Source organism: Limibacterium fermenti (genome assembly GCF_041902845.1).
Classification (GTDB): domain Bacteria; phylum Bacteroidota; class Bacteroidia; order Bacteroidales; family Dysgonomonadaceae; genus Limibacterium; species Limibacterium fermenti.
Genome location: NZ_CP159486.1, coordinates 3177750 through 3202668, shown reverse-complemented (window position 1 = coordinate 3202668; position 24919 = coordinate 3177750). Strand labels below are relative to the sequence as shown.

General features: G+C 48.3%; 16 protein-coding genes. 6 read left to right on the top strand and 10 right to left on the bottom strand.

What is annotated here, in order from left to right; translation table 11 throughout:
* The first annotated feature begins 2 nt into the window (after nt 1-2).
* From ABNK31_RS13865 to ABNK31_RS13855, 3 genes are all read left to right on the top strand, one after another.
* A complete protein-coding gene (locus tag ABNK31_RS13865) occupies nt 3-674 on the top strand; it encodes a hypothetical protein (protein ID WP_418893086.1) in 672 nt (223 codons plus the stop codon).
* Nucleotides 675-843: 169 nt separating this feature from the next.
* Complete coding sequence (locus ABNK31_RS13860; protein ID WP_418892868.1) at nt 844-2388, top strand: IS1634 family transposase; 1545 nt, start codon at nt 844-846, stop codon at nt 2386-2388.
* Nucleotides 2389-2428: 40 nt separating this feature from the next.
* Nucleotides 2429-3100 carry a hypothetical protein gene (locus tag ABNK31_RS13855; RefSeq protein ID WP_418893086.1) on the top strand — a complete coding sequence of 224 codons (672 nt, stop codon included), beginning with the start codon at nt 2429-2431 and terminating at the stop codon, nt 3098-3100.
* A gap of 116 nt (nt 3101-3216) precedes the next feature.
* Here the strand turns inward: ABNK31_RS13855 and ABNK31_RS13850 are convergent, their stop codons facing one another.
* From ABNK31_RS13850 to ABNK31_RS13815, 8 genes are all read right to left on the bottom strand, one after another.
* On the bottom strand, nt 3217-5544 hold the full coding sequence (locus tag ABNK31_RS13850; protein WP_418893085.1) for an ABC transporter permease: 2328 nt from the start codon (nt 5542-5544) through the stop codon (nt 3217-3219).
* A 62-nt stretch (nt 5545-5606) separates the two neighbouring features.
* On the bottom strand, nt 5607-6281 hold the full coding sequence (locus tag ABNK31_RS13845; protein WP_418893084.1) for an ABC transporter ATP-binding protein: 675 nt from the start codon (nt 6279-6281) through the stop codon (nt 5607-5609).
* 176 nt (nt 6282-6457) lie between these two features.
* Complete coding sequence (locus ABNK31_RS13840) at nt 6458-8821, bottom strand: FtsX-like permease family protein (protein WP_418893083.1); 2364 nt, start codon at nt 8819-8821, stop codon at nt 6458-6460.
* Nucleotides 8822-8881: 60 nt separating this feature from the next.
* Nucleotides 8882-11218, bottom strand: coding sequence for an ABC transporter permease (locus tag ABNK31_RS13835; RefSeq protein ID WP_418893082.1), 2337 nt, complete (start codon nt 11216-11218; stop codon nt 8882-8884).
* A gap of 193 nt (nt 11219-11411) precedes the next feature.
* Nucleotides 11412-13724 carry an ABC transporter permease gene (locus ABNK31_RS13830; protein WP_418893081.1) on the bottom strand — a complete coding sequence of 771 codons (2313 nt, stop codon included), beginning with the start codon at nt 13722-13724 and terminating at the stop codon, nt 11412-11414.
* A gap of 118 nt (nt 13725-13842) precedes the next feature.
* The gene (locus ABNK31_RS13825) at nt 13843-15096 is read right to left on the bottom strand and encodes an efflux RND transporter periplasmic adaptor subunit (protein ID WP_418893080.1); all 1254 of its coding nucleotides are present in this window, start codon (nt 15094-15096) and stop codon (nt 13843-13845) included.
* Between the two features lie 12 nt (nt 15097-15108).
* Complete coding sequence (locus tag ABNK31_RS13820; protein WP_418893079.1) at nt 15109-15231, bottom strand: hypothetical protein; 123 nt, start codon at nt 15229-15231, stop codon at nt 15109-15111.
* 94 nt (nt 15232-15325) lie between these two features.
* Entirely contained in the window at nt 15326-16666 is a 1341-nt protein-coding gene (locus ABNK31_RS13815) for a TolC family protein (RefSeq protein WP_321579345.1), read from the bottom strand.
* 405 nt (nt 16667-17071) lie between these two features.
* Between ABNK31_RS13815 and ABNK31_RS13810 the strand changes: the two genes are divergently transcribed.
* From ABNK31_RS13810 to ABNK31_RS13800, 3 genes are all read left to right on the top strand, one after another.
* Entirely contained in the window at nt 17072-18436 is a 1365-nt protein-coding gene (locus tag ABNK31_RS13810; protein WP_418893078.1) for a sigma-54-dependent transcriptional regulator, read from the top strand.
* Nucleotides 18437-18448: 12 nt separating this feature from the next.
* Nucleotides 18449-19780, top strand: coding sequence for a sensor histidine kinase (locus tag ABNK31_RS13805; protein WP_418893077.1), 1332 nt, complete (start codon nt 18449-18451; stop codon nt 19778-19780).
* Between the two features lie 78 nt (nt 19781-19858).
* On the top strand, nt 19859-20956 hold the full coding sequence (locus ABNK31_RS13800; RefSeq protein WP_418893076.1) for a Fic family protein: 1098 nt from the start codon (nt 19859-19861) through the stop codon (nt 20954-20956).
* A gap of 45 nt (nt 20957-21001) precedes the next feature.
* On the opposite strand, the gene ABNK31_RS13795 is transcribed toward ABNK31_RS13800, so the two are convergent.
* On the bottom strand, nt 21002-22189 hold the full coding sequence (locus ABNK31_RS13795; RefSeq protein ID WP_418893075.1) for a DUF4249 domain-containing protein: 1188 nt from the start codon (nt 22187-22189) through the stop codon (nt 21002-21004).
* A gap of 4 nt (nt 22190-22193) precedes the next feature.
* Nucleotides 22194-24914, bottom strand: coding sequence for a TonB-dependent receptor domain-containing protein (locus tag ABNK31_RS13790; RefSeq protein WP_418893074.1), 2721 nt, complete (start codon nt 24912-24914; stop codon nt 22194-22196).
* Between the last annotated feature and the right edge of the window lie 5 nt (nt 24915-24919).

Below are 24919 nucleotides of genomic sequence, written 5' to 3'. Positions count from 1 at the left end.
TTATGGGCAGGAAAACCAATACCTATAATATAGAGGTGGGGGCCACCTGGCACTTCAGCAAAGCGCAGCCGTCGAGCAAAAAGAAAAGCACCATCATCGCGCAACTCTATTACGACAAGAACGCCAACAGCCGCTACGACAAGGGCGACGAGCCGGTAAACGACTATGTGGTGGCGCTTTCCAACAAAGCTTTCATCACCGATAAGGACGGGAAGATCCGTTATTCGCTCACTCCTTACGGCGATTATACCATCAAGCCGATGTCGGCGTCGAGTTGGTATTTCCGGCCGGTGGATGTAACGGTCAACCGCTCGAAGACGAAAGTCGATATTCCGCTTACTCAAAGCGGCACCTTGCGGGGCAACATCCGGTATATTTTCGGCAAGCATAGCGTCGACCTCGTTCCCCGGTACGAAGGGCTTCGGTTTATCATCACCAATACCCACCGGGAGGTAGAGCATGTGGCGGTCACCGACGGGCAGGGCAATTTCATGACTTTCCTGCCGGTAGGGGAGTATAGCATAACTCTTGATAAAAGCACCCTTCTTAAGAATACCGATTGCAAGGACTTTATCCGTTCGTTCCGCATCGAAGCCGGGGAAGTGAACAAGCTCGAACCGTTTACAATAGAGACTAAATCGAGGAATGTAAATATCAAACAGTTCTCGCAATAATCGGCGACAGCCGGTTATCCGGTGTCGGAACAAAACGGAAGTTACCCGTCAACTCCTGACTTCGACACTTTTAAAACTCTCTTTTTATAACCATCTCATATTTATATATTTGCGTATTTTGCGACACCAAAATGGGTGTCGCAAGCAAGAAAAGTCCTAATTTTGCGGTATGTATGTACGCAAAAAACGAAACAGGTCGGGCAGTACCAGTGTTGTTATCGTTGATAAAAGCACCGGCAAAATCCGTTATTTGAAAACAATCGGTACCAGTTCTGATGAAAAAGAAATTGAGATGTTTTATCAATCGGGCAAAAAATGGATTTCCAAGCAAGTTGGCGTGCGTGATATGTTCCGGGAAGCGCAACGAAAAGAAGAGGAAAAACAAGTTACCGAACATCTTTTGAGTAATATTGAAAACATCTTGCTTAATGGAACTCAACTGATACTGAATCAGGTTTTCAAACTTATTGGTTTTGACTCCATAGATGATGAGATATTGAAGCATTTGGTTATAGCACGACTGTGTCAGCCTTCAAGTAAGGCAGGTACGGTTGATTATCTTCAGTCTTATTTTGACGAAGATATTGAATTGCACAAGATTTACAGGTATCTTGACAAATTATACAACACACAGCAGGATAAGGTGCAAAGAATCAGTGTAGCGCACACTAAAAAGATTTTAGGAGGTGCCATTGGGCTTGTGTTTTACGACGTAACCACGCTCTATTTTGAAACGGATGAGAGCGACGACTTGCGGGAAAGGGGCTTTTCCAAAGACGGTAAACACGCCCAACCGCAGATTGTTTTAGGTTTGTTGGTCAGTAAAGGCGGCTATCCGTTGAGTTACTCGATTTTCAATGGTTCTCAATACGAAGGACGAACAATGATTCCAATCGTAGAAGATTTTGTGAAACGCTTCGATTTGGAAGATTTTGTGGTTGTAGCCGATTCGGGATTGATGAATAAAAGCAATATCTCTCTTTTAGAATCAGGCGGCTACAAATACATTATCGGGGCAAGGATAAAGAATGAAAACGAAGAAATCAAGCAATGGATTTTATCGTTGAAAAAGCAGGACGGACTATTTCATGAACTTGTCAAGTTGGCCCAATCACGCTTGGTTGTGGGTTATACCGACAAACGGGCAAAGAAAGATAAATATAACCGCGAAAAGGGAATAAAACGCTTGAAATCAGCCTGTAAAAGCGGACAGCTTACCAAAGAAAACATCAACAAGCGCGGTTATAACAAGTTTTTGGAAATATCTGATAATGTAAAAGTTTCAATCAATCAAGAGAAAATCATCGAAGACGAGAAATGGGACGGTTTGAAAGGTTACATCACCAACACAGACCTGCCTGCAAAAGAAGTTTACGAGCAATACAGCGGGCTGTGGCAGGTTGAAAACGCGTTTAGGGTAACTAAGGGCAAAATTGAGTTACGACCAATGTTTCACTTTACCCATGAACGGATAGAGGCGCATGTTTGCCTCTGTTTCGTGGCATACAAGGTTTATAAGGAATTGGAACGAATATTGAAAAACAACAATATAGGCTTGAGTGTGGATAAAGTTTTGAATATTTCCAAAACAATTACTACCTTGAAAATCAGGTTGCCACTCAGTGGCGAAACGCTTACCAAAACCATGCTGCTGACAGCTCGGCACAAGTCTATCGCCCGATTGTTCGACCCTGATTTCTGGAAAATCGGTTAGGGTGTCGCATTGTCGAAGTCAGGAATATAACTATGCGTTTATGGGCAGGAAAACCAATACCTATAATATAGAGGTGGGGGCCACCTGGCACTTCAGCAAAGCGCAGCCGTCGAGCAAAAAGAAAAGCACCATCATCGCGCAACTCTATTACGACAAGAACGCCAACAGCCGCTACGACAAGGGCGACGAGCCGGTAAACGACTATGTGGTGGCGCTTTCCAACAAAGCTTTCATCACCGATAAGGACGGGAAGATCCGTTATTCGCTCACTCCTTACGGCGATTATACCATCAAGCCGATGTCGGCGTCGAGTTGGTATTTCCGGCCGGTGGATGTAACGGTCAACCGCTCGAAGACGAAAGTCGATATTCCGCTTACTCAAAGCGGCACCTTGCGGGGCAACATCCGGTATATTTTCGGCAAGCATAGCGTCGACCTCGTTCCCCGGTACGAAGGGCTTCGGTTTATCATCACCAATACCCACCGGGAGGTAGAGCATGTGGCGGTCACCGACGGGCAGGGCAATTTCATGACTTTCCTGCCGGTAGGGGAGTATAGCATAACTCTTGATAAAAGCACCCTTCTTAAGAATACCGATTGCAAGGACTTTATCCGTTCGTTCCGCATCGAAGCCGGGGAAGTGAACAAGCTCGAACCGTTTACAATAGAGACTAAATCGAGGAATGTAAATATCAAACAGTTCTCGCAATAATCGGCGACAGCCGGTTATCCGGTGTCGGAACAAAACGGAAGTTACCCGTCAACTACTTCACGCAGTTCGACGGGTAACACAAGAAAATGAATTATTAACGACAAATGAATGTCTTTTTATTCTCCCTTTAGTGATTCCACCGGATTGGCGCGTGCGGCTTTCCAAGTCATGTAACTGACGCTGATAAGGGTCAGCAAAAGCACCGCTACTCCCGAAACCGCAAACACCCACCACGAGAGCGGTATTTTATAGGGGAAGTTTTCAAACCACCGGCTTATCGCATACCAGGCTATCGGCGACGCTACCGCAAAGGCAATGAGCACTCTTTTCAGGGAGTCTTTGTTGAGCAGGAGCAATATCTCTTTTTCGGTGGCGCCGTTGATCTTCCGCAAGGCGATCTCCTTTTGCTTTTGGCGAATCAAATACAACGACATGGCAAACACGCCCATCACCATAATCACAATCGTCAACAGCGTAAAAGCCGACATGATGGACGAGGTCTTGCGCACGCTTTCGTAATTCTTTTGAATGATTTCATCCACAAAAGAAGCTTCGAACACTTCGCCGCCGGTGTATTTCGTATATTCCTTTTTAATGCGGTCGGCCGTTTGATAGTAATCGCTTCCCGGCGTCATTTTGACGATGATATCCCACGGTCTCTCGTCATCCTTCCTCCATCGCATGCGGAGTTGGTTATAGTCCTGATATAGCGTGCGTATCTTGAAGTCGCTGAATATGCCGGCGATCTGCGCCGTCTCCTCTCCTCCGAAAATACGGAACAGTTGCGCCGCCGTATCGGGATGCACGGCTTTGTATCCGGTTTCATTCAACCAATAGGTGTCTTTAGACGGTAAGACGCCGGTCGGCCTGACGGTAATGCCGTATATCTTGAAGAAAGCCGAATCGACATAAAACTCCTGAAAACTGAATTGCTCCTCATCCTGCGAATAGGATATGTTGTTGCCCCCGTTGACAGGAGTGCCGCAGGAAAAAGAGACTAATTCGACGCCGGGAATCTCCCCGAGTTTTGCCCGGAAGCCGTCGAGTTGGGTAATGCCCAGTCCGGTATTATCTATTTCCAGGATACCTTCGCGGTTATAGCCGGTGTCGTACCGGATCAGGAAATCCGATTGCTGCTGAATGAAAATGGTGCACACCAGCAAGGCGATGGCTACGGTATATTGAAAAATGATCAACACTTTAGAGTACGTCGATTTTACCTTACGGGAAAAAGTCCCCTTTACCACTTCTATCGGATCGAAGTTCGAGATCACCGCTGCGGGGATAATGCCCGCCAATAGCGAAATAAACGCGATGGACACGATGCACGCGGCGATGATTGCCGGAGTGAATTGAAGCGCCAGATTCAGCGTCGTACCCAACGCTTTGTTGAAGAACGGTTCGGCGAGGAAAGCCAGTAATAATCCCGCGAGGAACGTAAAGGCCGTCATCAGCAACGATTCGGACAGCAATTGTGAAACGAGTTGCGTTTTACTGCTTCCCAACAGTTTTTTGATAGCCGACTCGCGGCCGCGGAATCCGGCTTGCGCCACCGTCAGGTTAATATAATTCAGCAAGGCGATCACCAATATCAGGATGGCAATGGTCAGATATACGGTGATGGTTGTCCGGCTATTGTGGTTCAGGTCTCCATAACCCGACTTGTCGAGTTGAAAATATGCCTTCTTGAGAGGCGTGAATTCCACATTGTCGGAACGGCCATCTTTGAAATACCAGAATTCCTTTTTGAATAACCCGAGCAGTATGGGCGCTTTCGCCGGCAAGTCGGCGCCTTCCTTCGCCATAAAAAACAGGGTGAATCCGAAATTGGAAGAGGTGTCGAGCACCCAATTCCCTCCGAAGATCGTTGTTATGGAATGATAGTTTACGACGAAATCGGCAGGAGGAATAATGCTGTTTTGCGGCATATTCTCCATGATACCCGTAATCGTATGCTCGGTATTTTCAATAAACAGGCTTTTGCCTACGGGATTCTCCCCGCCGAAGGTCTTGGCGGCAAAACTGCGGCTGACCACCACATTTTTGCGCCCTTCCAATACCTGCGACGGATTTCCCTCGATTAGCCGATAGGAAAAAGTGCGGAAGAAAGTCGAATCGGCAAATAACGCCCTTGCCTTCGTCTTCTCGCCACCTTTTTGTCCGATAGCTACATCCTGCGAAAGGATGCGTACGAAGGTTTCGACTTCGGGGCAGTTATCCTGCACGAAGGGGGCGACGGGGTTACCGAAGCCTACTTCATTATCGTGCGTCAATAGGAAAATACGGTCTTTGTTCTCCTGAAAGTCATCGGTCGATAATTCCTGCTTGACATACAACCCGAGGATGATGACGAACATCAGCGAAACGGAGAACCCCACTACCGAAACAAACGTATATAGTTTATTTCGCGAAAGAAAATTCAAATATGTTTTTAAATGAGACATTTTACTTCATACTTCATACATCATACTTCATACATCATACTTCATACATCATATTTCATGCTTCATAGCTGCGCCTCCGTGACGATCTGCCCGTCGAACAGGTTGATGATGCGATGGGCGAAAGACGCATCGTGCTGCGAGTGCGTGACCATGACGATGGTCGTACCTTCCCTGTTCAGTTCGGTCAGGAGATCCATCACATCCTTGCCGTTTTTCGAGTCGAGGTTTCCCGTCGGCTCATCGGCGAGAATCAGTTTCGGGTTGGCGATGACCGCTCGGGCGATGGCCACACGTTGTTGCTGTCCTCCCGAAAGCTGATTGGGAAAATGCCCCGAGCGGTGACTGATATTCATCCGGCGAAGTACTTCTTCGACGCGTTTTTTGCGTTCGGATGCCTTCACTTTGAGGTACGTCAACGGCAATTGCACGTTTTCGAATACCGTCATCTCCTCGATCAGGTTGAAACTCTGAAAGACAAAGCCGATCTTCCCCTTTCGTGTTTGGGTCCGTTCTTTTTCCTTTAAATGCCCGACTTCCTTGCCGTCGAGATAATACTCGCCCGAGGTGGGATTATCGAGCAACCCGAGGATATTCAGCAGCGTGGATTTTCCGCAACCCGACGGGCCCATGACGGCCACAAATTCCCCTTCTTTCACCTCCATCGAAATACTGTTTAATGCGATGGTTTCTACTTCTTCCGTACGGAATACTTTCTTTAAATCATTAATCTTAATCATGTTCTTTGTTTATTAATTGTATTTTTATATTTGTTCGTTGGTCTCCGGTCACCGGTCTCCAGTCTCCAGTCTCCAGTCTCCAGTCATCGGTCACCGGTCTAAAGTCTAATGTCTAATGTCACCGTTTCATCCTTCATCCTTCATCCTTCATCCTTCATATCTTCTCCCTCATCATTTTAATCTTTTTTGAGCGAATCCGTCGGGTTTTGATTGGCTGTTTTTATACAATTGATGAATACGACTACTTCGATGAAAAGCAGGATAATCATTCCACATCCGATAAATAGCAGCGGAGACAAGGCGGTTTTTTCGCTGAAATTCTCCATCCATTTAGCAGCAACCAAAGACGCGGCGATTTCTCCTACTATACAGGAGAAGAAAGCTATCACCAGGATATTTTTCATAAACAACTGTAATATCTCTCTTAAACTTGCCCCGTTGATCTTCCGAATGGCGATTTCTGCAGTCCGGCGTACGACTTCGCTGTTGATATAACCGATAAGGCCGATAAACGTGATCAGCATTGTGATCGCTCCGCCGATTAGAATCGAATCGCGAAAACGCCGCTCTCCCGAATACATCATCACCATGCTGTCGCTGTAAGGGGAGAGCACTGTTTCTTTCTCGGGCATGCCTTCTTTTAATATATTATATACCGATTCGATATTTTCGGCAGTCATTGTTTTCAGCTTAATCAATAATTCCGTGGCCGGTTCCGACTGATAGAACAATACGGACGGACGCATATCCTGATCGGTAATCGCCCCAAGCCGGATATCGGGATATACCCCCACGATGCGGCTAAGCCCATGTTCCGTAATGATAATGTCTTTGCCTACTACACCCTCCCATCCGGCAATCGTTTTCATTTTTTCTTCGAATGATTGACTGACCAGTATATCGTTGTCACTACTGTTGCGGTCGAATGCTTCTCCTTTGATGATGGGTATTTCCATCAACGGTACATACTGTTCGTCCGCCCAATACATATCGGCGATATTGAATAATTCGCGGTCTTCGCCGGGAATAAGTACGTTGTTGCCCGACATGCTTCCAAATGGAAGAAAACTGGCCGTCGCTACAGCGGCTACCGGCTGCAATCGGTTTAGGCGGTCGATGACCGTTGGGACGGTCGTTCTCGGGACACCTGAAGTGTTTGTATGCAAAATGTTCCGATAGGTATAACCCGGATTGTCATTAGTCATTAGGTCGTATTGTTTATTGACGATAACCAACAGTGTAAAAAGAAAAGCCGCGGCGGCAAACTGAACAGACAGCAATATCAGTTTCCATTTCGCCCGTAATCGGGTGGAACTGCGGAAAACATTTGCCACAGGAATGCGGGACAATATATAGGAAGGAGCGAATGCCGTAATGAAAAAAATCAGTATGCAAACGACCGATAAATAGATGCAGGAACGCAAGTTGAACAATGTGGCTAACGAGACTGAAAGCAGGTCTTTGATAGTTCTTCCGAAACAAAAAACAATGAAGCCGGCAAGCAATAACGACAAAATAAAATGGAGCAATGTTTCGGTAAATATCAGTCTGCCCACATCCTTGTTTTCCGCTCCGTAGCATTTATATACGGCAATCTCTTTCGAGCGGCTAACTAAGGTCGTGATAACGATTAGTACATAGTTGAGTACGGCCGTAAGTATAAGAGCTAAAGCGATGATTGTAAGGAGGAGTGTCATGCGCCGGATGTGAGGCGAACCGCTATGCAGGGTTTTCAAAGGGACGAGGTTGTAAGTGAAGGAATAACCATTTTTTGCCTCAACTGTTTTAATATCCTGATGTTTGTCTTGCATGCGGCGTATAGCAGTAGCTAAACTTGCCGTATCGGTGCCCTTTCGGAGTTTTACATAACCGAAGTAACGGTCGTTTCCGAGCCAGTTGTCCCGTCCGTCAAGCCGGAAAAAAGAAGGCATTGAATGAAGCGATAGGATGATGTCGTACTGTTTGTGGGTATTTTCAGGCACATCCTCAAATATTCCTTCTATGGTCAGCTCTCTTCCGGGGATTGATTCGATTTCTATTTGACGTCCGATAACGTCACCGCCCATCTTTGCCGCTATCGATTGTGAAACAATTGCATGCATCGGTTTAGAAAGTATCTCTTTTGCATTACCTGTTATCATCGGGCGGGGCAAGATGTCGAAGATGTTCTCATCGGCCATGATAAATTTCCCTTTATAGCGTTTTTTGTCCGGCGTTGAAAATACGGCGTTTTCTTCCCCTGTTAAATTTGTAATGCGCGTAGCAGCCTCTACTTCCGGAATTTCCGCTTTCATTCCGGGCGCTACCGCTCCGCTGACTTGTCCCCATTCGTTGGGGGGCGCATCGTTACTTTTTATTGTTGTTGATATTCGGTAGATACGGTCGGCATCCGGATAGAAATCGTCGTAGTTCTGCTCGAAACTTACTTTTGACAATAACATCAATCCAACCGCCAATCCCGTTCCTAAGGAGATGATTTTGATCAGACTGTTCTGTTTTTTCCTGAACAGGTTACGATAAGCCAGTTTTAAATTGTTCATACTATTTTGTTCCTATTATAATCATCACATCTTAGCATATTCGTAAATCAGCACATTTATTTAATCTTTCTTCAATGCCTCTACGGGGTTTTGACGGATAGCCCATATACTGACCCCCGATGTGGCCAAAAGCGCCACGATGCATTGAATGAGTACGGGGAACACAAATACCGTCCAACTCAACGAAGCGTGATTGTCGTATTCATTGAGCTGGTGCGATGCCGCATAATAGATAACAGGCGCCGCCACTATCCCGGCAATGGCAATCCATTGGATGATGTCGCCCGATAACAAGGTGAATATCGATCGGGAACCGGCCCCGTTGATACGGCGTATCCCTATTTCCTTAGTCCGGCGTACGGTCGCGTACAGGTGCGTCGCCACCAATCCCAGTAAGGCGATGAACAGCGAGAGCAACGAAGCCACGGTGATAATCTTCGAGATGGTTTTGAACGTGTCGAAGTTGGCGGCGTAGAGGTCTTCGCTCCACGTCGGATTGACGATAAAGCCGGGATCGAATTTGTGGAATATGACCAATGTCTTTTCCAACGCTTGCCGGCGATCGGTGCCTTCCCTGAAGCGGATGGACAGGTTGCCGGGATTACTTATTCTACTGAGCACAATCGGTTGTATTGTATTCACCGGATTACCGTAATAAAAGTCTTTTGCAACACCGATGATTTCGGCCGGGCCTTTATAATTTACAAATTGGCCCGTGACGGGAAAGGAGAGTCCCAACATCTTGACGGCGGCTTCATTCAAAACAATTTGATTCACACTGTCGGGGGCGTTTTCTTTGAAAAAACTTCCTTCCATCAATTGCACTTCCATCAATTCACACATACCGCCCATAATGCGATATTCGTTGATGGAGTGTTCTCCTTCCTCATTCTCCAGCAGGCTGATGCCCTGGCCGCTGCAACCTCCGCCGAAAAGATGATGCGAACCGCTTACCGCCTTTATTTCGGGCACGGAAAGCAATTCCTGCTTCACGGCATCGTAACTTTTCAGAAGCGCATTATTCAGCGGAATACTGACGACGTTTTCGGGATTATATCCGATGGGAATCTCTTTCAGGTAAGCGGTTTGCCGGTCGACAATCATAATAAACGATATCAGTACAATGGTGATGACGGACTGAAAAACCACTACGGCAACGGTGAGCCTGCGCTTCGAGAACCGGAGCCGCTTAGCGAGGATGTCGAGCGGACTGAAGCGGCTCAGGTAAAACGCCGGGTAAGAAGCCGAACAAACCACGGTCACGATGAAAAGCCCCACCGCACATAAAATAAACGACGGGTTTCCTAATTGGGTCAAATCGATTTGTTTGTGAATCAACTCCGAAAAGTAAGGTGTAAAAATAACCGTAAGGATAAATCCGGATACAAACGCAATCAATACGATACCCGACACTTCCGAGAAAAATTGGCGTACGATATTTCCGATGGTGGCTCCGGCAGTCTTGCGGATACCGATTTCCTTCATGCGCGTCTCGCCTTGAACGAGAAACAGATTGATGAAATTGCTGACGGCAAGGAGCAGGATGAACAAGGCCAGCCCCGACAAGAGCCATACAAAGCGCATGTTGTTTTGCTTGCCGAACCCATAATTATTCGCTTTGGAATGCAAGTAGATATCGTCCAGTTTTTCGGTTATTCCGTAGGTTTTTGCATTGAAATATTCGCCGAAAGGTTTGAGGATGGAAGTATATTCTTTTTCGATAGCGTCTCTTGCTCCGGCGAGGGACGCATCGGGTTTAACCAGGTAATATGTCTGAAACTCCAATCCCTGCATCCATTCCAGGGAGCTTAACGATTTCATGTTGGCCAATGCGTCGAAGACAAAATGGGTATTGGCGGGAAGCTTTTCCACGATGGCTGAAACGACATAGTCCTGTTCGTCTATTTGAAGGGTTTGGTTCATGGCGCTGCTTGCGTCTCCGAAAATAACGCTTGCCTGTTCACTGGTCAGGACTACCGAGTTGGTATTGGCGAATGCTGTCCGTGCATTTCCTTCGACGAATTTCATTTGGAACACGTTGAAGAATTCAGGGTCTGCATACACCAGTCCGATATTTTGAAAGCGTTCGGTGCCATAAATCGCTTCTCTTTTGCCACCGCCGTAAAGTTGTACAGCCGTTTCCACGCCCGGTATTTTTGCCGGCAGTTCGGTATAAGCTTTCCGTAAATTGATGGAATAATGATTGACGGCATCTTTTTCTTCCGATATGGTCGTCAGGCGCACAATCCGTTCATGGTTGGCGAAGTGTTTATCGTAACTCAGTTCGTTCACCACAAACAGGAGCAGCATGATTGATACCGCCAGCCCTATCGCCAGCCCGGCAATATTCACCCACAGGAAAAAGCGGGTGCGTTTATAAGATTGAAATACGTTCATTGTTTTAGTTATTGATTGTTCATTTTTAGTCGTTAGTCTCCGGTCTCCGGTCTCCGGTCTCCGGTCTTCAGTCTCCGGTCTAAAGTCTAATGCCCCATCTCTCATCTCTCATCTCTCATCGCTTATACTTCATACTTCATACTTCATCCCTTATCCATCTTTCATCGGCACATTCGCACATCATCCCATCAATTTATTCTATCTTCAGCGAATCCACGGGGTTGGCGGTCGCCGCGCGCCAACTTTGCCAACTGACCGTTATGGCCGAGATGAGTAAGACGATAACGCCCGAGCCGATAAACAACCACCACGGAACCGCGGCTTTATAGGCAAAATTGCCCAGCCAGTTTTGAATGACCGCATAGGCTGCCGGGACGGCAATCACGAAAGAAACGGCCAACATCCACAGCATGTTGCGGTTCAGCAATTGCAGTATCTCTTCTTCGGTGGCGCCGTTGATCTTCCGGATGGCGATTTCCTTTGTCTTATACCGCGTGTTCAACAGCACCAATCCGTATACTCCCATCATGGCGATGAGCACCGAAATAAGGGCGACCACGCTGATGAGATTGCCGGTATTTGTTTCATTCTTATATAACGCGTCCATCGACGCATCCAAAAACGTCAAGTCGAAAGGCTTATCGGTAAACTTTTTCCACGTCTTTTCGATCTGCGCGATGGTCGCCGGCAGATGATCCCCGGAGAGTTTCAGATAGACGTAATTATAATATTCCTTATTCGGAAAAACAACGAACGCCATCGGCTTAATCGATTCATGCAGCGATTCGAAATGAATATTTTCCACCACACCCACGATATCCCCCGGGCTGAATCCCTCAAATTCCTTCCCGATAATATCTTCGGTAAAACCGTTCACTTTCATAAACTCTTCGTTGAAGATGATCTTTTCGCGGTCTCTTTCTTTGGGAAAATCATTTCCGGCGACGACCTTCACGCCGAAGAAATCGAGAAAATTCGGGGTCACCGGCCAGACCGTAAAGTAATCGATATACTTCCCTTCTAACTCCCTCGACCAACTCATGCCGATGCGGCCGGGCAAATTCCACGACGACGTATAGTCGATGATGGCGCCGTTTTGCTTTAACTCGTCGCCGAGCAGTTCGTCATCGACCTGCGTGTTCAGTAAAGACAGGTACGCGATGTTCTCTTTCTGAAATCCCCACGAGTAGTTTTTCACATAGTAGTTTTGTAACGTGATCATCGAGGCGATACAAATCAGGGCGATGGATGCGGCAAACTGAAATACGATGAGCGAGTTCCGCAAGACTACGCCTTTCGGGGAAAGGGTGAAGGACCCTTTCATGGCAAATGCTTCGCCGAACGACGTGATGTACAGGGCGGGATAAATGCCGGCTAAAAATGAGAGCAGCACAATCCCGGCGACGGTAGCCGCAATCATCTGCCCATTGCCGGCGATAGACAGGTCGGCGACAAAGTTCGAGGCTAAACTCGTGCTTTTGAAAAAATGCAGGCAGACAAGCGACAGGACTAATGCCAGCGCCGTAAAGGCCACCCCTTCCGAGAGAATGGCCAACCGGAGCCGCGAACGCTCGATGCCGAAAATCTTATGGATATTGATGTTTTTTATTCTTCCCGGCGCCATCGAAATAGAGAAGTTGATATAGTTGATAAAGGCGATGGCCAACAGGATGACGCCCACCGCGAGCAATCCCAATGTGGTATGGATCCGTTTGTTGTAACCATGCAGATATAAATCTTCTAAAGCCGGAAGTTGAAATTCGACCCGCTCTTCGGGATGACTGTTGTAATGCTGAACCGTTTCTTCCCCCAAGATGTCCGCACTGTTTATTTTATGCGCAACGTTAGGGGCATTTTGCGGATCGATGAGGAAATAACAATAATAGTTCCAGTTGTTGGACGAGTTCGGCTCCATATAGGTATAGATGCCGTTGGTCAGACTGCAATTCTTCGGGAAGTCTTTGTAGACCGCCATGACGGAAAGGGTGTTTTCGCCGATTTGAAGCGCTTGCCCTATCGGATTGGCGTCGCCGAAGATTCGCCCGGCCGTCTTTTCGGAAATCAACGCTTTGCCTTTTTCATCGAATATCTTCTGTGTGTTTCCGGACAGGATTTCGGGGGTAAAGACCTCGAGGAATCCGGGCGTGGCTTCCATCAGCAAAGATGGATATTCTTTTTTGGCGGATGCCGCAGGAAGGGATACATCCACTTGCTTTCCCTCTTGCAGCAAAGCGTACGATTTTATTTCCGGTATCTTCGCTTCCATCTCTTTAGCCAAATCCTGATTGATGGTCCAATAAGAGTTTCCGTTGGCATGATGATAACGGTTGAAGCGGTATATCTCATCCGACTTTTCGAAGTTTTTGTTATAACTGAAATCATATTTCACCTGAATCGCAATGACCAGAAAGGCGGTGAATGCCACCGTGAAGCCCAAGATGATAAATAAAAACATCAGTTTCGATGAGTGTATGAATTGCCTTAAGTTGTTAATGAGTAATTGCATATATATTGTACGTTGAAATAATCGTCTCCTTTTCTCCTTTTCTCCTCTTCTCTTGTATCTTTGTCTCTTGTCTCTTTGTCCCGTTGTCCCGTTGTCCCCCGCTCCCTCAGTGTCCTTATCATTTCAACACGAGTTCGTCGGCGGTGCCGAAAGTTTCGTAACTCGAAGTGATGACCTTCTCGCCCGGTTCCAGCCCGGCGGTCACTTCGTAATAATTGGGGTTTTGACGGCCGATGGTGATTTTGCGTTTGACCGCTCTCTTTCCGTCTTCGCTGACCACGAATATCCACTGTCCGCCTGTCGTCTGGTAAAAGGCGCCGCGGGGAATCAACGCCGCCTCCACGGGTTGGCCGAGTTGCAGGTTGATGTAATACGTTTGCCCGGTGCGGATATTGTCGGGGCGCTCGCCTTCGAACATAAAGTCGGTGCGGAACTGCTTGTCGCGCACTTCGGGATAGACCTTCCGCACGCGCAGCGCGAAATGCTTGTCCTGCCGCTCGAAGGCGGCATCCAATCCCTGTTTCACGCGGTCGATGTAATGCTCGTCAATCATCGCTTCCACTTTGTAATCGGACAGCACATTGATTTGCCCGATGCGCCCGCCCGTGGGGATGTTTTGTCCGATTTCCACCTCCAACAAGCCCAGTTGGCCGTCCACCGGCGCCTTGATGTTGAGGTTATCGCTCCGCTGCCGGATGAGCAAGAGGTTTTGGCGCATGTTGTGCAAACTCTCTTCCATCTGTTCGATTTGCACGGAGCGGTAAATGGAATCCTGTTTCTGGCGTTCCACCACCAGTTGCCGGCCGTCCACCGCGTATTCGTAATCCTCTTTCGCTTGCAGGTATTCCTCTTTCGAAGCCAGCTTTTCCCCGTACAGCTTTTTGTATTGTTCATACTTGCGTTGCTTACGCGTCACATCGAGGTCGAGTTGCAGTTTCTCTTTCTTTAGCGTGAGCTTATCCTGTTCCATCGTCACCTGCGTATTGCGGAGGAAGTTTTGTTTTTCGGCCAACTGCGCCTCGCTGTCGAGGATGTTCAAGCTCAACATCGGGTTGCTCAGGCGGACGATTGCGTCGCCCTTTTTCACTTCGGTGCCTTCTTCCACCAATTTCGCTTCCACCATGCCGCCCTCGATGGCGCTCAATTGGATGGTGCTGATGGGTTGCACCTGCCCGTTGATGCGGATGTAATCGTTAAACTCACCCTGCGTGACGGCCTGCACCGACAAGCGTTTTGCATCGACATTCAGCTTCGACGCATGATTGCCGAATATCAGACAACTAATGCATGCGACTATAAGCGCACCTCCGATTACATAAGGAATATGCTTCTTCTTTAGTCCTTTTTTCTTTTCCAGTAAAATATCCGTCATATTGTTTAATGTCTAAATGTTTAATGTCTCCGGTCGCCGGTCATCGGCAACGGTCATCGGTCTCCGGTCATCGGCAACGGTCATCGGTTTGAAGTCGCCGGTCTCCAGTCGTCGGTCTTCACTCTTCAGTCTCATCCCTCATCCTTCATCCTTCATAACTCATCCTTCATAACTCATCCTTCATAACTCATCCTTCATAGCTCATCGTTCATAGTTCATCCTTCATAGTTCATAGTTCATAACTCCCAAACCTCTCCCCTTTGTAATACCGCACCAGCCGCTCTTTCAACCGATATTGCAGTTCGGCGTTGAGCTGTTCCGCCCGCGCCTGTACGACACGGTTGGCACTCGTATGCAATTCGAGCGGACTGATGAGTCCCTCTTCATATTTGCGTTGATTGGCCTTGTGCGCCGTTTCCATCGCCTCGCGTTGTTTCACCGCCTGCAGGTAGGCATCGGCCTGCCCGTTCCGGTCCGCGACGGCCTGTTCTATTTCGCTGTAGAGCGACCGCAGCGTTTCGTCCAACTCATTGCGGGCGATCACCACCTGCGCCCGGCTGCGATTGAGCGCCGTCGTTTTCGCAAACGCGTTAAAGATCGGGATGGATAGCGTAAATCCCACGTAGCTACCGCGTTTATTCTTCAATTGATCGGTAAACGGAAGATACGCGCTTCCATCGAGATATTTTACGAAGTTCGTTGAGATGCCCGCCTCCATGGAAAGGGTCGGCGAGAAGCCTGCGATGGCGGAACGGACCGTCAGCTCTTGCATCTTTACCGTCGACTCCGCCGACAGCGCTTTGGGATGGATGGTTTTGGCCGTTTCGAAAATATCGGATGCCGTCTCGTCCGATTTCGCAATCAATACCTCCGACCCTTCGTCGGTGACATGCAACTCTTTATCGATAGGAAAATGCATCTTCTCTTTTAATAAGATGAGGCCGATGGCCGACAGATTCTTTTGCTTAGTCAGATTGTATGTGTCGGCGGCTTCCTTCGCCGCCATTTCGGCTACCTCCGTTTCGGCCTTCATGCCCAACTCTTCCATGCGGCGCACCTGTTTCAGATTGTTGCGGCTTTCGACCACCTGTTCTTCCGCCAGCTCCACCATCCGCTCGTAATAAAGCAGATTCAGGAACGCCTCCATCGTTTCGTAGGCGATAAGCTCCCGGGCCTGTTCCAACTCATGCTTTCCCGCCAGCTTATTCACTTTTTGGATGCGGACTTTAAAAATATTCGAGAAGCCGTCGAAGAGCGTTAAATTCGAATACACCGAATAAGAATTGCTGAACGAGTTGATATTGGTGTAGGTATTGGTTTCGGAATCCACCCGGCGCCCGTAATTGAAATACGCGCTCGAATTGGCGTTGAGGGAAGGGATGAGCCGCCCGATCGCGCTCAGATAATCCTGATGATAGATGTCGTTCTGCGCTTTCTGCTTGTTAACCTTCGGACTGTTTTCGATCGCGTAGCGGATGCACTCTTCCAAATTCCAAAGCCGGTCTTGCGTAAAGCCCGGCAGAGGAATTCCCGACACGAATACGAAAACGAGATATAAGAACTTTTTCATACAGATAAGTTTGCTTTGCCTTTTTTCAATCCAATTCCGTGCCAAAATACATAAGCCTCACATTGCGTATTACTTATCGATTTTTCAGTAGGGATGGGTTTGTAAAATTATTTTACAGGAGTGTCGATATTTTGACAATATTATGCGTACATTTGCAGGAAAATGAAGGGATGAGGGATGATGAAGTATGAGCTATGAAGTATGAACGATGAGCTATGAACGATGAACTATGAACGATGAACTATGAGTTATGAACTATGAGTGATGAGCTATGAAGGATGAGTTATGAACTATGAGTTATGAACTATGAGGAATGAGACTGAAGAGTGAAGACCGATGACTGGTGACTGGCGACTGGTGACCGGCGACCGATGACCGGCGACATTAAACGATAGACTGACCAATATGAAACAAGGACGTATTCTCATTGTCGATGATAATAAAAATGTGCTGAGTGCGCTTCGCATTCTGCTAAACACGTATTTCGAAGAAGTCACGTTGCTTTCTTCCCCCAACACGTTGCTGACGATGTTGAAAGAAAAGAATCCCGATGTGGTATTGCTCGATATGAACTACTCTGCCGGCATCAACACGGGAAACGAGGGGCTGTTTTGGCTGTCGGAAGTAAAAAAGGCGGCTCCCGATTTGCCCGTGGTGCTTTTTACGGCGTATGCCGATATCGAACTGGCCGTGACCGCCCTCAAGAAGGGGGCGTCGGACTTTATCGTAAAGCCGTGGGACAATGCCAAGCTGCTCGCCACGTTACAATCGGCTTTGGAACTGCGCCTGTCGCGCAAAGAAGTCACCAAACTAAAGGAAAAGCAAAGCGTGTTGAACTCCCAACTGAACCGTGAAAATGATATCTGTTGGGGACGGTCGCGTGGCATGCAGGAGTTGCTCCGCCTGGTGGAAAAGGTGGCCAAGACCGATGCCAACGTGTTGATCACAGGCGAAAACGGCACCGGAAAAGAGGTCATCGCCCGTAAGATCCATCAACTTTCGTTGCGTTCCAACGAGTCGATTGTTACCGTCGACATGGGGGCGATCACCGAGACATTGTTTGAGAGCGAACTCTTCGGGCATGTGAAAGGCGCCTTCACCGATGCCCGTATCGATCGGGCAGGGAAGATCGAAGCGGCCGATAAAGGGACGTTGTTTCTCGACGAAATCGGCAATCTCAGTTATGTGCTTCAGGCGAAGTTGTTGAACGCGTTGCAGTCGAGGCACGTCACCCGCGTCGGTAGCAACGAGCCCGTGCCGGTGGATATCCGGCTGATTTGCGCCACCAATCACAACCTCTTCGAGGATGTGGAGAAGGGCCTTTTCAGGGAAGACTTGCTTTACCGTATCAATACCATTCAGATTGAAGTGCCGGCATTGCGAAACCGCAAGGAAGATATTCCCGAACTGGCGTCTTTCTTCCTCCATCGCCTTGCCGGGAAGTATCATAAAAAAGAAGCCACGCTGAGCCGCGAAGCCATTGCCAAAATGCAGGAGTATGCCTGGCCGGGAAATGTACGCGAACTGGAACATACCATCGAGAAAGCGCTCATCCTGTCGGATAATGCCGTCATCGAACCGTCCGATTTGTTCCTGCGCCCGCATGAAGAAAAAACGAACGGCTCTGCCCCGGTTACGCTCGACGAAATGGAACGAACCCTCATCGAGAGAGCCATTCGCCATCACGACAACAACCTTTCGGCCATCGCCAAAGAGCTGGGTATTTCGCGCCCCACCTTGTACAGTAAAATAAAAAAATACGGGCTTTAATCCTTCGCGTGTATGTTTAAATCGATCGAATATAAACTTTATCTGTACGTCATCCTGCTCATCGCATCGGTTTCGGCAAGCACCTACTTCGCGCTGAAAGCCGAATATGTGTATGCGGCGGTAAGCATTTTCGTGGTTTGCTTGTCGTTGCGCAGGCTCCACCGAAGCTATAATCAGTTCAACAAAAACATCCTTTTCCTGTTGAATGCGTTGGATAACGGCGATTATTCGTTCAACTTTACCGAAACCAATCTTTCGCGCCGCGAGCGGGAGTTGAACCAGATGATGAACCGCATCAAAGAGATCCTTTCGAAGGCGCGGAAAGAAGTCATCGAAAACGAAAAGTTCCTGAGCGTCATCATCGAAAGCGTTTCTACCGGCATTATCCTCCTCGATGAGGACAACCGCTTAATGCACATAAACCGTACCGTGAATGAGTTGCTGGGCATGCCCGTCTTTACGCATTTGAATCAATTGGCGACGCTCGACCCCTCGTTTCCCGACTTGTTTCGCACCCTCGAAGCATCCGACACGAAAACCATCCATATTGCCAACGAACGGGAAGAGGTGCAGATCAGCCTGAGGGTTTCCGAAATTATCATGAAACGGCGGAAGGTGAAAATCATCACGCTTAGCAACATCGGCAGCGAGCTGGATTATAAGGAAATGGATTCGTGGATACGGCTAATCCGCGTCATGACGCACGAAATCATGAATTCCATCGCGCCCATCACGTCGCTCACCGACACGCTGCTGTTTGCTTACCGGCAGGCACCTCATGCGCCGGATAACGAGCTGATGCAGGATACGGTGGAGGCGTTTCAGACGATCAATACCACGGCGAAAGGGCTCATCAACTTTGTCAATTCGTACCGCAAGTTTACCGGCGTGCCTAAGCCGCAGTTGAAGCCGGTAGCGTTAAGCGCCCTTATCGAACGGGCGGTGGCGTTGGAATCGCCGCTGTTTGAAGAAAAAGGAATATCGGTAGACCGGAATGTGCCGCCCGGCGATCAGTTGAGGTCGGTCGATGAATCGCAGGTCATGCAGGTGCTGGTGAATCTGCTGAAGAATGCGTCGGAAGCGATCGTTGCGGGAAAAGGCGGACGGATAAAGATTGAACTGCGGGAAGAGAAAGACCGGTTCCATGTGGATGTATGCAATAATGGCGAGCCGATTGCGGCCGAGGTGCTTCCCAATATCTTCGTGCCGTTTTTTACCACCAAAAACGCCGGTACCGGCATCGGGCTGAGCGTATCGCGTTATATCATGCGGCTGCACGGGGGCAACTTGTCGCACTTCACGCAACACGAATGGACGGTGTTCCGGATGACGTTCCCGAATTAATTTGCGGAGAATAGTTTGTGTATTCTCATTAGATATGCGGAGAATAATGCGTATATTTGCAGAATATAAGATGATTCGATGATGAAATATATTTATCAATACAGCAGTTGGCCACATTTCACTTGGGATGAACAGGAGATACAAGCCCTTTTGGGAAAGGTGCGCCATCTGCAAGGCAAACTGTTGGGGCAGATGAACATGGCCGGTTTTTCGTTAAAGGAAGAAACCCATCTTAGCACACTGACCCTCGATGTCTTGAAATCTTCGGAGATTGAAGGTGAACTATTAAATTATGATCAGGTTCGCTCGTCTATCGCAAGAAGATTAGGGATGGAATATGCCGGAATGGTTTATCCCGACAGAAATGTCGAGGGAGTGGTTGAAATGATGCTTGACGCTACGCAGAATTATAAACGCCCCCTTGATGAGGAACGTCTATTCGGTTGGCATGCCGCTTTATTTCCGACAGGCCGGAGCGGAATGCATAAAATAGATGTTGCCCGTTATCGAAACGGAGAGATGCAGGTCGTATCGGGGGCAATGGGCAAGGAGAAAATCCATTATCAGGCGCCGTCACCTGATCAGGTTAAAAACGAGATGGATACGTTTCTGAAATGGTTTAATGAAGAAAACACGTTAGACCTCGTTTTGAAATCAGCCATAGCCCATTTCCGGTTTATCATCATCCACCCGTTTGATGACGGAAACGGCCGGATAGCTAGGGCTTTGTCGGATTTATTGCTCTCCCGTTCAGACGATACCTCACAACGTTTTTACAGCTTATCCGGCCAGATACTTACCGAAAGAAAAGGTTACTATGCGGTGTTGCAGAAAATGCAATTCAGTAAAGGGGATATAACCGAATGGCTCCTCTGGTATCTGAATTGCTTATATCGAGCGCTGCAATCAACGGAAGCAACTTTTCAAAAGGTGTTGCATAAAGCTGATTTTTGGGATAAACATAAAGAAACAAAGTTTAATGCCCGTCAAAACCTGATGCTGAATAAACTATTGGATGGATTCGAGGGCAAACTGACGTCATCCAAATGGGCCAAAATTACAAAATCGTCACAGGATACGGCTTTACGCGACATAAACGATCTGATTGAAAAAGGAATTCTTCAGAAAGAAGCGCGAGGAGGAAGAAGTACCCATTATGAATGGGTCGTAAATTAAGAAGAAAACGCCATGGGTGCGTTTTATCATTCGTCCTTCCCGTCGCTATTTCGGAACCACATTGGCGGGGCCCGGAAAAGGAGGAATATCGATTTGTGCGGATGCCACCGACATCGCTCCCACAATGCCGATGCCGTTATGCACATTGGTCAGGGAGGTTTGCGGTTCGGAAAACATATTGAAAGCCTCTGCATCGCTGTTCAAAACGTCGTTTCCCTTCCGGTAATAACGGTAAAGCTCGGGCGAAAGGGTGGTGATGCTCACTTCCAGGGGAAAATGAAACACTTCGGTTTTAATCGGTTTATAAATCGGGAAATAACTCCATTCATCTTCTATTTTCTCGTACACCGTGTACACCTCATAGACGTTTGTCACGGAAAAATCGAGCGTGTGGCGCTTGTTCCGGAATAAGTTATCGGAAAAAAACGCCTTGTCGGAATGTTTCCTTTCCATACCGGAATTGCTCTCCGTTAGGATGTCTTCGAGAATGCCGTTTGGAGGGCTCTCTAAAAATACGGGATCATCGTCGGTGTACAAAAAAAGCCTTCGGGCGGACACCCGGCTTTCTTCCACGATCCCATTGGGGCGAGTGTAGGTCTGAAGCATAAAATATTGCGAGGCATCGCTCGGAGCAACCTTTATTTCCGCTTTTATCCGCAAATTGCGGAAGTCCCGTTCTTCCGAAACCGTGTCGGGATATCCGAAGTCAGAACCGCTGCTGTAAGCGTAATCGGGACGAATCAATTTTCCGGATGTGAAAAACGTAGCCGTATCCACGTGCAGGATGTCGGGCGGAAGCGGAACGACCGTCTCTGCCCAAACGGTTGGCAGTCCCTCGGCCGAAGCTTCTATGCGTACCCGGTCGCCGGCTCTGGGACGTACCGTCGAACGGAAAACAAGTTGTAACAAAAGGGGTTGATAACCCAATGGGGTGATGGGACGTGTCGAATCGATTCCCGTCATGCGCATCGTTTCCCGCTCATCGCCATTGATAAACAGTCTGAGCGAAGCCTCGCGCAGCAAACTCTTGTCCGCAGCCGTATCGGTATAGAGGAAACTTTTGCTGACGTTTATTTCGATGAGGGAGTCAGACACGATGATCCCGTTCATCACAATCTTGGGGGTACGGTTCTTTAAGTTGAGCGTCATTTCTTTCTCGCACGAAAGCGCGGCGCCCAGCAAAACGAGGGTCGGGAGAATACGTTGAAGACTGGTGCGGATGGGTTTCATCATCTTGTTAAAATGTATACGTGTAAGAAAACGACGGAATGAACGGGAAGATGCAATAACTCTGGTACGTGGGGTAACTGTGCTGTGGATAGCCGTCTATGCTGTCGGGGCCCGGAGCGAAACCTTCCGAGGGGAGCACTATAAACGAGTTGTGATGCGCATATACATTATAAATACTGAAATTCCAGATACCCATACGCCCCTTCTTCTTGTGCCGGTAATAATTGACGCTGATATCGAGCCGTTGATAGCCGGGCATCTTGAAGTTGTTTCGCTCTTGGATATACGATGCTTGCCGACCATTTATATCGACATATTGTTCTTCCGGAAGGGTGGTGTTATTGCCCGAGGCGTACATCCAGGAAAGATTGATGTCGAAATGCTTATTAAACGTATGCGACAAGACGGCATTCAGCTTGTGGCGGTTGTCATATCGTGCCGGGAACGTTTTCCCCTGGTTGATTTCTCCGCCCGGAAAGCGACGGTTTGCCCACGAAAGCGTATAACCGACCCAACCCGTTGTATTCCCGAAGCGTTTTCGCGCCATCATTTCCAATCCGTACGAAACCCCGACTCCCTGGGCCACGCGTTGTTCCCAGTTCAGGTTTCCCGTCAGCAGTCCCACGCCGTCTTTATAGTCGATCTGGTTGGTCGATTTTTTATAGTAAGCCTCCGCCGAGAGATCGAATCCTTGGTACTTGCCGTAGATACCCGCCGAAAACTGATGCGACGACAACGGTTTGATATTCCGTGTGACCGGCACCCACAAATCGGTGGGCGCACTCAGATAGCTGTTTTGCAACAAATGCACATATTGATGCATCTTGCCGAACGAGGCTTTCACCGAAAAGTCGGGCGAAAGCAGATAGCGTGCCGACAGGCGCGGCTGGGCGCTGACATACGAACGCCCCTGTACGAAGAACCCGGAGAGGTGCAAGCCGGCGTTCACCTTCCATCGTTTGCCCAGATCCATTTCGTCTTCGGCATAGAGTGAGAGTTCGGTCACCCCGATATTTTCGTCGGCATACGTAATCGTGTCGTTCTTTGTAATTTGTCCGTCTTTCAAGCCGTTATAAACGCGGCTTTCCTCCGGGCGGAAATGATGGTGCAACAAGGCCGTTCCGAAACGGATGCGGTGACGGTTGTCGCGGGCATAATCCATTTCGAGGCGGTATCCCACGTCTTCGATGCCCGAACGGTATATCGGATGGTACAAGGCATAATAGCTTTTCCGCTCCGGGGGCGTGTCTTTTGCATATTGCGAGGTGGACGACTGTATCAGCTCGGATGAGGTGCCGATATCCGACCAATAGCGGCTGTACACGAGCGTGGCATTCGAAAAGAGGCGGGGATGGATGGCGTAGGCCCAGTTGACGGAAGCCATCCGGTTGCCCCAGCCCAAGTTGATGGAGATGTTGTCTTCATATTTTGAGGTGTAGAGAAACTCTTTGTCGTCCTGAACGTACGTAGTCTCATTCTTGTCTATCGTATGGGATTCCCCGAAAAATTGATCTTTGCCGTCGTAAACGCTCAGATAAATCCGGCTTTTGTCGGAGAAACGGTGGGTGAATTTGGCATTGAAATCATAAAAGTAATAGCCGAAATCCATGTGTTCGTAATTCAACGGATCTTTCTTTTTATTCCTCCTGTTTAAGACAAACATCGCCGAGCGGGCAAGCAGGTCGAGATAGGTTCTCCGCAACGAAACCGAGAACGCGGTGCGGTCTTTTACAATAGGGCCTTGCAAAGAGAAGCGCGACGAAATAAGTCCCACGGAAGCGGTTCCCGAATACTTTTTCATATCCCCGTCATTCATTCTCACATCCATCACCGACGATAAGCGCCCCCCGTACCGCCCCGGAAAACTGCCTTTGTAAAAGTCCATCGTTTTCACGGCCTCCGGATTGAATGCCGAAAAGATGCCCAGCAAATGATGAATGTGATACAACGGATTTCCGTCTACCAAATACAGATTTTCATCGGCATTGCCTCCCCGTACATACAGCCCGGCCATGCCATCGGTTCCGGCGGCTACTCCCGGCATGTGTTGCAAGGTCTTTACCACATCGCTTTCGCCCATAAAGGCCGGAACAGCTTTCAGCGTGGCGGCGTCGAGACTGATCTTTCCGGTTTCGGCATGATGTACCGCATTTCTCAGATTACCTTCCACCACCACCTCTTTCAGCAGGGAGGAAGGCTCCAGAAAAAAATCCATCACGGTGTCTCCTGAAATCGCGATCGAGCGATGGGCGGTCATATAGCCCACATAGCTCGACCGAAGCCTTATCTCTTCGTCCGGCGCTAAGGAAAAACTGTAAAATCCGAAATTATTCGTGGCGGCGCCTTCCCCCGAAATCTCTTCATACAGGTTCGCACCGATGAGCGGTTCGTGCGACTCACGGTCGTAGACGAAGCCGCTTACGACGACATTTCTCGGACGTTTTTTCAGAATGATATATTTGCCTTGAACGGAAGCACGGATGTCGCTTTGCCCGAAAAGCCGATGCAATACCTTTTCGAGCGGTTCGTTTTTCGCCCGGAGAGTTACTTTTGCAAAGCCCTTCAGAAGCGACGGCGTATAGGAGAATGTGTAGCCCGACTGCTTCTCGATGTCAGGAAGAATTTCCAGCAACGGCCGGCCTTTGACGTCGAGCGTGATTGTTTTCTGAGCCTGCAACGACGGCCCCGGACAGAATATCAAAAGAAAAAAAAGCGTGTAGTGTTTCATGCAAA